The following is a 13903-nucleotide window of genomic DNA, read 5'->3' on the forward strand; positions in this document are numbered from 1 at the left end:
CCGATTCCAGGAGACTCCGCATGCCGCACGGCGCCCCGCAGCTTCTCGCTCCCGCTTCCATCCCCGTCGACCCGATCGTGCGCCTGTCGGCCGGCGAACTCGCGTCGGCGATCCGCGGCAAGGCCGTGTCGTGCGTCGAGACGATGCGCGCGTATCTCGATCACGTCGAGCGCGTGAACGGTGCGGTCAACGCGATCGTCGCGCTGCGCGATCGCGACGCGCTGCTCGCCGAAGCCGCGGAAAAGGATGCCGCACTGGCGCGTGGCGAGTACCACGGCTGGATGCACGGGATGCCGCAGGCGCCGAAGGATCTGGCGATGACGAAGGGGCTGCGGACGACCTACGGCTCGCCGATCTTTCGCGAAAACGTGCCGCAGGCCGATTCCGTGTGCGTCGCGCGGATGCGCGCGGCCGGCGCGATCTTCATCGGCAAGACCAACACGCCCGAATTCGGGCTCGGCTCGCACACGTTCAACGAAGTCTTCGGCGCGACGCGCAACCCTTACGACCTGACGAAAAGCGCGGGCGGCAGCAGCGGCGGCACGGCGGCGGCGCTCGCGTCGCGGATGCTGCCGGTCGCGGACGGCAGCGACTTCGGTGGTTCGCTGCGCAATCCGGCCGCGTTCTGCAACATCTACGGCTTCCGCCCGTCTCAGGGGCGCGTGCCGCGCTGGCCGGGCGTCGACGTGTTCGTGCAGCAGCTCGGCATCGAAGGGCCGATGGGCCGCACGGTCGGCGACGTCGCGCAGCTGCTCGCGATCCAGGCCGGCTACGACCGCAACGATCCGCTGTCGCTCGCGGAGGATCCGGCCGTGTTCGCGCAGCCGCTCGACACCGACCTGCGCGGCAAGCGCGTCGCGTGGGTCGGCGACTGGAACGGCTATCTCGCGACCGAGGCCGGCGTGCTCGCGCTGTGCGAACAGGGGCTGGCGACGCTGCGCGAGATCGGCTGCGACGTCGACGCCGCACTGCCGGCGTTCGCGCCCGACCGGATCTGGCGCCTGTGGCTCGCGCACCGGCACTTGTTGTCCGGCGGCGGGCTGCTGGCGCACTATCGCGACCCGGCGCGGCGCGCGTTGCTGAAGCCCGAGGCGATCTACGAGGTCGAAGGGCTGCTCGCGATGCAGGGCGCGGCCGTGTTCGAGGCGAGCGTCGAGCGCACCGCGTGGCATCAGGCCGTGCTGAGCTTCTTCGACCGTTACGACTTCATCGCGGCGCCGACCGCGCAGGTGTTCCCGTTCGACGTCGACCAGCGCTGGCCGACGGAGATCGCGGGCCGTGCGATGGATACCTACCACCGCTGGATGGAAACGGTCGTGCCGTGGACGCTGGCCGGCTGCCCGGTGATCAGCGTGCCGGTCGGCTTCAACGACGCGGGGCTGCCGATGGGGATGCAACTGATCGGGCGCCCGCGTGCCGATCTCGCCGTGTTGCAGCTCGCGCGCGGCTACGAGCAGGCGGCCGGCTGGGTGGACGGGCGGCTGCCGGCGTGGATGGCGGGGTGATACGGCGGCCGGGCGATAGCCGGTAGCGGATGGCGGATGACCAAGCGGGCGGCGGCAAGCCGCTCGTTTTGCTTTTGTTTTCGAACGTGTTGCCGGGGCATGTCAGGCCGAGCCCGTGGCACGGGCGCATGTGCGCGACGGCGTGGCGTCATGTCAATGACGCGGCACGGCACGTTCCGCGTCACGCTGCGCCGTGCTGTTCGTCGGCGCGCATCATGCTGATCCCGGCACGGGCGCATTTGCGCGACGGTGTGGCGTCATGTGATTGACGCGGCACGGCACGTTCCGCGTCACATACCGCCGGTCGATGTTGAATCCGACGTGCGGTTCAAGACGTGCGACGGCTGGCAGGCCACCGGCCGCGTCACCGTGCAGACGCCGACATTCGCCGCCATTGATGCGCCTCGAGAACGAATGTCGGCACACGCGCGATATCGCGCGGCAAACCGGGACAAATCCACTCGAGCGCGTACGCCGGCCGCGGAATTACAAGCCTCCGTGCCTCATGATTTCGTTTCGATGTGTTTCAGTCGTTGCGGCGGCGCGCGGCGCGCTTCGACAATATCGGCCTCGATCATTCCGGCACGAGGAACACACATGAAACACATTCGCGCGACGGGCCGGTACCTGGCCTCGGCAGGCATCGCGTTCGGCATCCTGGCAAGCGGCGCCGCACACGCGCAGCTCGACCTGCAGTCGCTCGGCGCGTCGCTGCTCGGCGGCGGGCAGCAGCAGGTGGCACCCGCGCAGGGCGGCGTTTCCCAATTGCTGCAGGCTTACGTCGGCGCGAACCAGCAGGTGCTGACCGGCCAGTCTTCGCTCGCGTCGGCGATGGGCCTGACCGGCGCGGCCGGGCAGGCGCAGCAGGCCGCGAGCCAGCTGGCCGGCGGCGATGCGCTGACGCCGGCCGCGCTGTCGCAGATGGGCGGCGCGCAGCAATCGGTGTCGCAGGCGCTCGGCCAGGCGTTCGCGAGCGGCGGCGCGACGCACGGGCCGATCGACAAGCAGGCGTTCAGCAACGGCCTCGCGTCGCTCGGGCAGGGGCTCACGCAGTATTCGCAGCTGCAGTCGGGGCTCGGCAATCTCGGCTCGACGAGCGCGGCGTCGCTGTTGCAGTCGGGCCTGAACCCGCAGAACATGCAGGCTGCGTCATATATCGCGCAAAGTGCGCCGGGCCAGTTGCAGTCGCTCGCGGCGACGCTCAGCCAGGCCGTGCAGTTCGCGACGAGCCAGGGTATTTCGGTGCCGTCGGTCGCATCGTCCGCGCTGAAGCTGCTGCCGTAACGTTGCGCGGGGCCGCGCGATGCTGTGCCGGCATCGCGCGCGACGACGAAGATCGCCCCGCACAACATGGGGATTTCGCGCGATGTTATCGTGGCGTGTCCCTTTTTTCGGTGCAGGTTCATGACTGACTCGTTCGACCTCTCGCGCTATTTCTCCCGCATCGGCTACGACGGCCCGGTCGAGCCGACGCTCGACGTGCTGCGCCGGCTGCACCTGCTGCACCCGCAAGCGATTCCGTTCGAAAACCTCAATCCGCTGACCGGCGCGCGCGTCGCGCTCGACCTGCCCGCGATCGTCGACAAGGTGATCGAACGCCGCCGCGGCGGCTACTGCTTCGAACTCAACAAGCTGTTCTACACCGCGCTCACGACGATCGGCTTTCGCGTGACGCCGATGATCGCGCGTGTGCGCTGGATGCAGCCGCCGGAAGTCGCCACCGCGCATACGCACATGCTGCTGCGCATCGATCTCGACGGCGCGGCGTGGCTCGCCGACATCGGCTTCGGCAGCGCCACGCTGACCGCGCCGCTACGGTTCGTGCCGGACGAGCGGCAACTGACGCCGCACGGCGCGTTCCGCGTCGTCGCCGCGCCGGTCGACGGTGAATTCGACATGCAGTTCGAGACGCCCGACGGCTGGCAGACCACCTACCGCTTCCAGTCGAAGCGGGTCGAATGGATCGATTACGACGCCGCGAACTGGTTTACGTCGACGTATCCCGAATCGATCTTCCTGCACAACCTGATCGCATGCCGCGTGCTGCCGGACGGCCGCGCTGCGCTGCGCAACACCACGCTGACGATCCGCGATGCAGCGGGCGCCGGGCACTCCGTCACGTTCGACGATGCGGCCGCATGGGGCGCGTGCCTGCGCGACACGATCGGCATCGATACGACGGGATTCGATCTCGACGCGCTGTTCGCGCGGCTGGCGGCGCGCGCTGCGACGTAACGCGGGCTCACGATACCCGATCGCGGCCCGCGCAAATGGGCTGCATCCGCACTTGATTTTTGCTAGATTGCTAGCATACTAGCCATCATGACCGACGAAGAAGTGAAGCAATTCAACGTGTACCTGCCGCCGAGCCTGATCCGGCAGGTCAAGCATCGCGCCATCGAAACGGAGCAGTCGCTGTCCGCGCTGGTGGCCGATGCATTGCGCGCGTACCTGGCCGCGCCGCAGCCGGGCGCGGGGCCGTCCATCGAGGAGGAGTGACATGTCATCCGAGCGAATCGAAGCCGTGTACCTGACGACGCACAACTGGGGCAAGTCGGCGAAGTTTTTCCAGGCGCTGGGCTTTACGCTGGAGTTCGAAACCGATCACAACTCGGGCCAGCTGCGTCGTGGCGACGGCCCCTTCCTGTTCATCGCCGAAGTGCCGCCGGGCGAAACGCCGGACATGCAGGTCGTGCTCAAGGTGCCGAATGAACAGGCGGTGCAGCCGCAGCCGATCGTCGACGTCGTCACGCCGTTCGAGGACACGCACTGGGGCACGCGCGACATGACCGTACGCGATCCGGACGGTCGCGTGTGGCGCCTGCAGGCGCCAGGGCAGCAGGGCGCGTGAGGCCGACATGACCGAACCCCGCGAAAGCGCCCCCGACAGCACCGCCGCGCGCGTCGCGCTGTGGCGTGCGCTGCACGTCGAACTCGATGCGCCGCCGCATGTGCTCGCCGACGAAGTCGGGCGGCAATTGCTCGCACCGGAACCCGGCTGGCAGCAGCGCGGTGACATGGATCCGCAGTTCACGCGGCCGTTTCGCGCGTCGATCGTCGCGCGGGCGCGCTTCATCGAGGATCTCGTGGTGGAGCAGGCCGCGCGCGGCGTGCGCCAGTACGTGATCCTCGGCGCAGGGCTCGACAGCTTCGTGCAGCGTCGGCCCGACATGGCGTCGCGTGTGACCGTCTTCGAAGTCGACCAGCCGGCGCCGCAGCGCTGGAAGCAACGGCGCCTCGTCGAGCTGGGTTTCGGCGTGCCCGACTGGCTGCGTTTCGTGCCGGTCGATTTCGAGGCGAAACAGTCGTGGCGCGCGGCGCTCGTCGGTGCGGGCTTCGATGCCGGCAAGCCGGCGGTCGTCGTGTCCACCGGCGTCAGCATGTACCTGACGCGCGAGGCGAACGCGGCCGCGTTGCGCGAAGTCGCCTCGCTCGCGCCGGGCTCGACGCTCGCGATGACGTTCCTGCTGCCGCTGGAAAATGCCGATCCGGACGTGCGTCCGGGGCTGGAAATGGCCGCGAAGGGCGCGCGCGCAAGCGGCACGCCGTTCATCAGCTTCTTCATGCCGGCGCAGATGCAGGCGCTCGCGCGGGAGGCCGGCTTCACGAAGACCGAGCACGTTTCGGCTGCCGAACTGACGCGCCGCTATTTCGCGGATCGTGCGGACGGACTCAGGCCGCCGAACAACGCGGAGGAACTGCTGGTCGCGACGGTCTAGCCTCGCGCGTACGCAAGCATGCCGGCAGCGCGCCGGTTCCGGTCACGCGGAACCGGCCAGCCTGGTCACGCGCGTTCGAGCACGGCCATTTCCCGCACGACCACGAGCAGCACCGCGAGGCTCGCGCCGCCGGACGCGCGCAAGTCGGCGAGCAGGTGCTCGTAGCGTGCGAGCGCGGCTTCGCGGCGCGCGCGCCACGCGCCGACGATCGTCTCCGGCGTGGTCGAATCCGGCGATTCCGCAAGCGCGCTCGCCGCGAGCGTGCGCTTGAGGCGCGCGACTTCCGCGAGCGCGGCCGCGCGCGCCAGCATGTCCCAGTGCGTCGGGGTCGGCAGCGTCGCCGCGCGCTCGCCGATCCAGCTGTAATTGAGCAGCGTGCCGAGCGAGAAATACACGCCCGCGACGAGTTCGAGGCTGCGGTTGCTGGTCGCGGCCACTTCGGCGATGTCGAGTAGCGCGGCCGAGATGTCGCCGCTCGCGACGCGCACCGCGAGCGCGCTGTCGACGCCGGCTTCCACCAGCACGCGCTGCCGCTCGGACAGCGCTTCGAGATCATCGGCCGGCAACAGCGACGGCAGTTGCGGCGCAAGCCGCTCGGCCGCGTCGCGGCAGCGCGCGATCAGCTCGGCGACGCCGCCGTCGGCCACCGCGCCGGATTGCAGATGCCGCAGGAACCACAGCGCCGCGCGTTCCAGCAGGCGCGCGACGTCGACGAACATGCGCGCCTGCACGTCGTCGGCGACGCGGTTGTCGAGCGCATCGATGTCGCGCCACACCGCATCGAGGTCGAACACGTCGCGCGCCATGATGCACGCCCGCACGATGTCGCCGGGCTTCGCGTCGGTTTCCTCCATCAGCCGATGCACGAATGCGCAGCCGACGCGGTTCACGAGCGCGTTGGTCAGATGCGTCGCGAGAATCTCGCGGCGCAGCGGATGGCGGCGCATCGGTTCGCTGAAGCGCTGCTGCAACGGCTTGGGGAAGTAGTCGACGAGCATCGCGGCAACCAGCGGATCCTCGGGCACGTCGGATTCGAGCAGCGCGTCATACAGCCACATCTTGCTGTACGCGAGCAGCACCGCGCGTTCCGGCGACGTGAGGCCGAGCTTCGCGGCTTGCCGTTCGGCGACTTCGTCGTCGGTCGGCAGGAATTCGATCACGCGGTTCAGGCGGCCCGCGCGTTCGAGCCAGCGCATCAGGCGCGCCTCGGCATCGAGCTGCTCGACCGCATAACGACCGGCGATCGACAGCGCCTGCGTCTGGTAGTAGTTGTCGCGCAGCACGAGCAGCCCGACTTCGTCGGTCATCTCCGCGAGCAGGGCGTTGCGCTGCTTCTCGGTCATCTCGCCGTCGGACACGACGAGCCCGAGCAGGATCTTGATGTTGACTTCGTGATCCGAACAATCGACGCCGGCCGAGTTGTCGATCGCGTCGGTGTTGATGCGGCCGCCGCGCTGCGCGAACTCGATCCGGCCAAATTGCGTGCAACCGAGGTTGCCGCCTTCGCCGACGACCTTGCAGCGCAGATCCGCGCCGTTCACGCGCACCGCGTCGTTTGCGCGGTCGCCCACTTGCAGGTGGGTTTCGCGCGCCGCCTTCACGTAGGTGCCGATGCCGCCGTTGTACAGCAGGTCGACCGGCGCCTGCAGGATCGCGCGGATCAGCTCGGCCGGCGGCAGCGCGTGCGCGTCGATGCCGAGCGCGGCCTGCACGGCGGGCGACAGCGGGATCGTTTTCGCGGTGCGCGGATAGACGCCGCCGCCCGACGAGATCGCGGCCGGATCGTAGTCGGCCCAGCTCGAGCGTTCGAGCGCGAACATGCGCGCGCGCTCCGCGAAGCTCGTCGCGGGATCGGGGTTCGGGTCGAGGAACACGTGCCGGTGATCGAACGCGGCGACGAGCCGGATATGCGGCGACAGCAGCATCCCGTTGCCGAACACGTCGCCCGACATGTCGCCGACGCCGACCACCGTGAAGTCGGTCGTCTGCGTATCGATGCCCATCTCGCGGAAGTGGCGCTTGACCGATTCCCACGCGCCGCGCGCGGTGATCGCCATCTTCTTGTGGTCGTAGCCGACCGAGCCGCCGGACGCGAACGCGTCGTCGAGCCAGAAGCCGTATTCGTGCGAGATCGCGTTCGCGTAGTCGGAGAAGGTGGCCGTGCCCTTGTCGGCGGCGACCACCAGGTACGGATCGTCGGGGTCGTGCCGCACCACGTCGGGCGGCGGCACGATCGCGTTGCCGGCCAGGTTGTCGGTCAGGTCGAGCAGGCCGCGCAGGAAGGTCTGGTAACACGCGATGCCTTCGCGCATCCACGCTTCGCGATCGCTCGGCGGCGGCGGGTTCTTCACGACGAAGCCGCCTTTCGAGCCGACCGGCACGATCACGACGTTCTTCACCATCTGCGCCTTCATCAGCCCGAGCACTTCGGTGCGGAAATCCTCGCGGCGATCCGACCAGCGCAGGCCGCCGCGCGCGACGCGCCCGCCGCGCAGGTGCACGCCCTCGACACGCGGCGAGTACACCCAGATCTCGAACATCGGCTTCGGTTCGGGCAGCCCGGGCACCTTCGCCGGATTGAACTTGAACGACAGGTACGGTTTCGACTCACCGTTTGCGTCGACGAGGAAGTAGTTCGTGCGCTCGGTCGCGTTGATCACGCCGAGGAACTGCCGCAGGATGCGGTCTTCGTCGAGGTTCGGCACCTGGTCGAGCGCGCCTTCGATCGCCTTCAGCAGCCGCTCGGCCTGCACGTCGCGCGTGTCGCCGGTGGCCGGGTCGAAGCGCAGCAGGAACAGCTCGACGAGCTGCCGTGCGATCGCCGGGTTGCCGGTCAGCGCGCGCTCGATATATGCGTCGCTGAAGGTCGAGCCGACTTGCCGCAGATACTTCGCATACGCGCGCAGGATCGTCACTTCGCGCGCACTCAGATGGGCGCGCAGCACGAGGCGGTTGAAGTCGTCGTTCTCGATCCGGCCGCTCCAGATCTGGTCGAACGCATCCTCGAACAGGCCTTTCACGCGCTCGATGTCGAATTCGGTGTCGTCCGCGAGCTCGAGGCCGAAGTCGTGCACCCACGCATGCGCGGCGTCCTGCGTCTGGATCCGGTACGGCCGCTCCTCGTCCACGCGCACGCCGAGATGCTCGAGCATCGGCAGGCTGCGCGACAGCGCGATCGGGTCGCCCGCGCGAAAGACCTTGAAGCGGAACGCACGCGCTTCCGCCTCGATCGGCCGGTACAGGTTCATCGCGAGCTGCCCCGAATCCTTCACCCGCTCGATCAGCTCGATGTCGCGCACGGCCGTGCGCGCCGGATAGTCGTCGCGGTAGCCGGCCGGGAACGAATCGGCATAGCGCTGCAGCAGCCGGTTGCCTTGCTCTTCGCCGAAGGCGTCGAGCAGCGCGTCGGCGAGATCGTCCTGCCAGCGGCGCGTGACCTGCACGAGCCGCGTTTCGAGCTCGCGCGTGTCGACGTCGGGCATCGTGCCCGGTTCCGCATGCACGACGAAATGAATGCGCGCGATCGCCGATTCCGACAGCAGCGGCGTGAATTCGACGTTCACGCCGTTGTACGCATCGACGAGCAGCTTCGCGATGCGCCGGCGCAGGTCGGTGTTGTACTTGTCGCGCGGCACGAACACGAGGCACGACACGAAGCGGTCGAAGCGGTCGCGCCGCACGAACAGGCGCGTGCGCTGGTGTTCCTGCAGCCGCAGGACGCCGAGCGCGATGTCGTAGAGCTGGTCTTCGTCGGCCTGGAACAGTTCGTCGCGCGGATAGGTTTCGAGCACCGTCACGAGCGACTTGCCGAGATGGCCCTTCGGCAGGAAGCCCGCGCGCCGCACGATGTTCGCGCACTTGCGGCGCACGATCGGGATCTCGGTATACGAACCGAAATAGGCGGTCGACGTATAGAGCCCGATGAAGCGGCGTTCGCCGGCGACCTTGCCGTCGGCGCCGACGAGTTTCACGCCGACGTAGTCGAGATAGCCGGGCCGGTGCACGGTCGCGCGCGAATTCGCCTTGGTCAGGAAGATCGGCCAGGGGCCGGTGATGATGTCGGCGGCGGCCTGCGGCAGCGGCGTGACGTCGGGGGCGCCGGACGTGCGCAGCGATTCGCGCAGGATGCCGAAGCCGGTGCCCTCGATGCCGCGCAGCCCGAAGCCCGTGCCGTCGGACACGAGCGCGTAGTCGCGCTGGCCGAGGAACGTGAAGTGATCGGCGGCCATCCATTCGAGGAACGCGCGCGCCTCGATGTCTTCCGCGGTCGATTCGCGCGCCTTCATCTCCTTGATCGTCGCGCGGGCGATGTCGACGATCTTCGGCCAGTCTTCCACCGATGCGCGCACGTCGCCGAGCACGTGCGCGATGTCGTTGCGCAAGGTGTTGAGCAGCGCGGCATCGCCGCAGCGATCGACTTCGAAATGGATGAACGACGCGAGCTGCGACTGGCCGTCGCCGGGCGTCGCGCCGCCCGCATCGACGCGCTCGATGCCGCCATCGGCGCCGCGCCAGATGCGGAACACCGGGTGCAGTGCCGAATGCAGCGCGAGCCCGAGGCGGTTGACGGCCATCGTCACCGAATCGACGAGGAACGGCATGTCGTCGTTGACGATCTCGATGACCGTGTGGTCGGAATGCCAGCCGTGCTGTTCGAGGATCGGGTTGTACACGCGCAGCCGTTCGCTGCCGGGCACGAATTTCTGGGCGGTCTGCCAGTGCGCCATCGCGGCGCCGTAGAGATCCGCGATGCTGCGGCTCTGCAGATCGTCGGCATCGGCGAAATCGTAGTAATGACGCAGGAAGGGTTCGACGATCCGGAACGTGGCTTCGGGCAGGCGCCCGCGCGCGAATTCGACGACGTCCGAGAGCAGGTGTGCGACGACTTCCTCGTTCTTCGCTTCCATGGCGGTCTCCTCGTCGGGTGGCCATCGGCTGCTGCGTCTGAGCCGCATTATATGCACCGATCGCGTGACAATGCGATGTGCGCGCGCACAACGGGAAGCGGAGAAGGAAGCCGCCTGCAGCGCCGCCTGGCGGGCGCCGCAGGTGATGTATCAGTGCGATGCAGGCGGGTGTTCAAGCATCGCCGGGTGTGACGTTCAGCGCTCGTCGCTCCACAGCTTCCCGGCCGTCGCCCAGTTCTCCTTCTTCACGTCGGTCAGGATGATGTCGACCGCGCCCGGCTCGCAGCCGAGCGTCTCGCACGTGACGCGCGTGATTGCTTCGACGAATTCGCGCTTCTGTTCGACGGTGCGGCCTTCGAAGAGCTGGATATTGAAAGTCGGCATGACAAGTGCTCCGGTTGAGTGTGTCGGGTTCGGCCGCGATCGCGGCCAGGGATGCGGCGTCAGTCGCGATACGACGGATCGATCCGGTCGAGCCGGCGCAGCAGCGCCGGCCATTCCAGTTCGCCCTCGATCGCGCCGCCGTCGCGCAGTTGTTCGGCGGTGCGGTCGGCCACCGCCGGGTCGGGCAGCACGAGCGGCCCGCCGCCGGCCTGCGCGCGCACCTGGATATCGCAGGCCTTGATCAGCGTGTCCATCAGCACATAGGCTTCGGCGACGGTGCGGCCGACCGTCAGCGTGCCGTGGTTGCGCAGCAGCATCGCGGATTTCGCGCCGAGGCTCGCGGTCAGCCGCGCGCCTTCGGCCGGCGAGAACGCGAGCGCCTCGTAGTCGTGGTACGCGAGGTCGCCGTGAAAGCGCAGCGCGTGCTGCGACGCGGGCAGCAGCCCGTCGCGCTGGATCGATACGGCGATGCCGGCCGTATTGTGCAGATGCATCACGCAGACGGCGTCGGCGCGGGCGGCATGCACGGCCGCATGCAGCGCGAAGCCCGTCACGTTGACCGCGTGCTCGCCGGCGCCGATCCGGTTGCCGGCCAGGTCGATCTTCACGAGGTTCGATGCGCGGACCTCGTCGAACGTCAGGCCGAACGGATTGATCAGGAAGTGGCCGGGCTCGCCGGGCACGGTCGCGGAAAGATGCGTGTAGATCAGGTCGTCCCAGCCGTTCAGCGCGACGAGCCGGTAGGCGGCGGCGAGGTCGACGCGCAGCCGGCGTTCGGCGTCCGAGATCGGGCCGCCGGGTTTCACGGCATCAGGACGGTGTGCGAATGACGACATCGGGTTCTCCGAAGGTGAGGCGGCGCGCGACGGCTACGGTCACCCACGATGCAAGGGCGAACGGCGCCGTGAACACGGGGACGCCGGCACGCATCGCGAGCCACTGGATCAGCGCGGCGAGTGCGGCGGCTGCAAGTGCCGCGCGCGGGCCGCGCGACATCAGCGCCAGTGCGGCGAGCGCGCCGTTGAAGCCGAGCAGGCCGTCGGCTAACAGCGCGCCGGTCGCGCCGAGCATGAGCAGCAGCACGGTCGACACGATCGCGCCGCCGAGCGCGAACGCGGCCGCGCGGCGCGACGCGACGGCGAGGCCCGCGACGATCAGCGCGCCGGCCCATGCGCCTTGCGCGAAGGTGGTCTGAGCAACTCCCGACAGCAATGCGCCGGTGACGGACGACGGCGTCAGTGCCGCGCCGGCCATCGCATCGGTCGCGTGTTGCGGTGCGACAAACGGCAGCCACAGCGCGGTGACGGCGAGGCACGGGCTCGAATACGGGCACTGGCGCCAGCGGGCGAGCGGCATGCGCATCGCGCGCTGCACGAGCGCCGCGCCGATCGCGGCCAGCGGCGCCAGCGTGACGGCCGCAAGGGAAGCGGGCGCGAACAGCGCCGCGATCAGCGCGGCGAGCGCGCCGTTGAAGCCGTGCAGCCCCTGTTCGACGTCGTGGCGCTCGGCGCCCGTCAGCACGGCGGTCATGCTGGCGGCGGCCGAGCCGAGCAGCGCCGCGCATGCCAGCCGCAGATCGGTCAGCGCCAGCGCGGCGAGCAGCAGCGCGCCGGTGAGCGCGTTCGCCTGCAGTACGATCTGACCGATGCCGCGCAGCAGAATGCGCAGGTCGATCGACGGCGAGGCGGGGCGGGCGATAGGCATGATGGCGGCGGAACAGGACGAGCCGCGAGCATAGGACACAATCCGATGCACCGGAATAGGGAATTCTGGATAGTCAGGATTTGTCGGCGCTGCCCCGAAATGGGGAATGCGGGTGGCTGGCCGTGTCCTGGCGGGCGTTGCATTGGCGTTTTTCGGGGCGAACGTTTCGTGGTGAGGGAATTCAGGCATCCGCCGGCGTTTTCGTCGGTGGATTCGTGCGACAGTGTCCCGCAGCGGGGAAACCGGGAGGGGGAACGATGCGTGAAGTGCGATGGGCGTCGCTCGAAGGCGACGGGGTCGAACATCTGGCGTTCGACCGGAGCGGCGGCGGGATCGTCGTCGAAAGCGCGGTGGTCGGCCAGCGGTACGGCCGTGCGTACGGGCTCGCGTATCGCGTCGAGTGCGACGCGCACTGGCGCGTGACGTATGCGGTGTTGAAGGTGATGGGCGGCGGCACGCTCGAACTGCGCGGCGACGGCGAAGGCCACTGGCGCGACGGCACGGGCCGCGCGCTGCCCGAACTCGACGGCTGCATCGACATCGACATCGCGGCGACGCCGTTCACGAACGCGCTGCCGATCGGCCGCCTCGGGCTCGCGCGCGGCGAGCGGCGGCCGATCGACGTCGCGTACATCTCGACGCCGGACCTGACGGTCACGCCGGTCAAGCAGGCTTACGCGTGCATCGAGCCGGGCCGGCGCTACCGCTACGAAGGCATCTTCCGGAATTTCACGGCCGAGATGGACATCGACGAAGACGGGCTCGTGATCGACTACGAGACGCTGTTCAGACGCCTGCCGGCGCCGACGGGCCGCTGAGCCGCGGCGTTCTCGACGGCCGGCCGCTCCTGCGCGGACGCGAAGCGGTCGATCCGCGACGCGATGATGTCGGGGTGGCGCAGCACGACCCAGTGGCTGCCGTCGATTTCCTCGCGCACGTGGTCGCCGAGCCAGCGGTCGAGGTCGACCGACATTTCGGGCGTCACGTAGCGGTCGCGCACCGGCACGAGGATCTGCACCGGCGCCTGCGCATACCGTTCGCGCGGTTTGCGCGCCCGCGCAAGGAAGTTCGCGCGGTAAAGCTGCATGCCGTTCAGCGCATTCTTCAGTTGCACGGGATCGCGCTCGGCACGCACGCGTTCGGTGATCTGCAGCCAGCGCGGCCACAGCGCCGCGCCGCCGAGCCGCCACACCAGCGACGGCACGACCGGCAGGTGGAAGAACGCGATGTACCACGACTTCAGGCTCTGCTTGAGCCGCATCTTCGCGCGGAACACGTGATCGAGGCAGGGGCCCGAGATCGACGTGTACGACGCGATCCGGCCGCGGAACGCGGGGTCGGTCACGGCCTCCCAGCACTGGATCGAGCCCCAGTCGTGGCCGACCAGATGGAACGGCCGGCCGCCGCAGGTCGCGTCGGCCACGGCCTTCAGGTCGCCAGCGAGCCGTTCGAGCGTGTAGTCGGCGCGGCGGCGCGGTGCATCGGACGCGCCGGCGCCGCGCACGTCGTACGCGATCACGCGGTAGCGCTTCGCGAGCCGCGCGCGGATCGGCGCCCACACGGCCGCCGAATCGGGGTAGCCGTGCACGAGGATCAGCGGCGGGGCGCGACGCGACCCGCTCACGTAGACGGCGAGTTTCACGTCGCCGGACTGGACGGTCAGCATCTCGTGGGCGCGCGCCAT

General features: G+C 69.0%; 12 protein-coding genes. 7 read left to right on the top strand and 5 right to left on the bottom strand.

Features of this window, described 5'->3' with window-relative positions; all coding sequences use genetic code 11:
* The first annotated feature begins 20 nt into the window (after positions 1-20).
* The 6 genes from PQB87_RS23240 (at position 21) to PQB87_RS23265 (ending at position 5224) form a co-directional block, all read left to right on the top strand.
* Entirely contained in the window at positions 21-1505 is a 1485-nt protein-coding gene (locus PQB87_RS23240; RefSeq protein ID WP_301862479.1) for an amidase, read from the top strand.
* Between the two features lie 597 nt (positions 1506-2102).
* Positions 2103-2789, top strand: a complete 687-nt coding sequence (locus PQB87_RS23245; protein WP_489243974.1) for a hypothetical protein — start codon at positions 2103-2105, stop codon at positions 2787-2789.
* Positions 2790-2909: 120 nt separating this feature from the next.
* Complete coding sequence (locus PQB87_RS23250; RefSeq protein WP_060061463.1) at positions 2910-3740, top strand: arylamine N-acetyltransferase family protein; 831 nt, start codon at positions 2910-2912, stop codon at positions 3738-3740.
* 87 nt (positions 3741-3827) lie between these two features.
* Positions 3828-4004: a ribbon-helix-helix protein, CopG family gene (locus PQB87_RS23255; protein ID WP_489243975.1), complete on the top strand. Its 177-nt coding sequence runs from the start codon at positions 3828-3830 to the stop codon at positions 4002-4004.
* Between the two features lies 1 nt (position 4005).
* The gene (locus PQB87_RS23260) at positions 4006-4356 is read left to right on the top strand and encodes a VOC family protein (protein ID WP_060061464.1); all 351 of its coding nucleotides are present in this window, start codon (positions 4006-4008) and stop codon (positions 4354-4356) included.
* Between the two features lie 7 nt (positions 4357-4363).
* Entirely contained in the window at positions 4364-5224 is an 861-nt protein-coding gene (locus PQB87_RS23265; protein WP_111940713.1) for a class I SAM-dependent methyltransferase, read from the top strand.
* Positions 5225-5289: 65 nt separating this feature from the next.
* Here PQB87_RS23265 and PQB87_RS23270 read toward each other — a convergent pair whose 3' ends face one another.
* The 4 genes from PQB87_RS23270 to PQB87_RS23285 form a co-directional block, all read right to left on the bottom strand.
* Positions 5290-10131, bottom strand: a complete 4842-nt coding sequence (locus PQB87_RS23270) for an NAD-glutamate dehydrogenase (protein WP_489243977.1) — start codon at positions 10129-10131, stop codon at positions 5290-5292.
* A gap of 195 nt (positions 10132-10326) precedes the next feature.
* Positions 10327-10515, bottom strand: coding sequence for a 4-oxalocrotonate tautomerase (locus PQB87_RS23275; protein WP_021161485.1), 189 nt, complete (start codon positions 10513-10515; stop codon positions 10327-10329).
* Positions 10516-10574: 59 nt separating this feature from the next.
* Entirely contained in the window at positions 10575-11351 is a 777-nt protein-coding gene (locus PQB87_RS23280) for a class II aldolase/adducin family protein (RefSeq protein WP_027789355.1), read from the bottom strand.
* Complete coding sequence (locus PQB87_RS23285) at positions 11326-12219, bottom strand: urea transporter (protein ID WP_489243979.1); 894 nt, start codon at positions 12217-12219, stop codon at positions 11326-11328. The genes PQB87_RS23280 and PQB87_RS23285 overlap by 26 nt, the downstream gene beginning before the upstream one ends.
* A 257-nt stretch (positions 12220-12476) precedes the next feature.
* Here PQB87_RS23285 and PQB87_RS23290 point away from each other — a divergent pair, with 257 nt between their 5' ends.
* Positions 12477-13037 carry a putative glycolipid-binding domain-containing protein gene (locus PQB87_RS23290; RefSeq protein WP_153489303.1) on the top strand — a complete coding sequence of 187 codons (561 nt, stop codon included), beginning with the start codon at positions 12477-12479 and terminating at the stop codon, positions 13035-13037.
* On the opposite strand, the gene PQB87_RS23295 is transcribed toward PQB87_RS23290, so the two are convergent.
* Positions 12992-13903: an alpha/beta fold hydrolase gene (locus PQB87_RS23295; RefSeq protein WP_153489304.1), complete on the bottom strand. Its 912-nt coding sequence runs from the start codon at positions 13901-13903 to the stop codon at positions 12992-12994. The genes PQB87_RS23290 and PQB87_RS23295 overlap by 46 nt on opposite strands.

Source organism: Burkholderia sp. KL41, assembly GCF_057005415.2.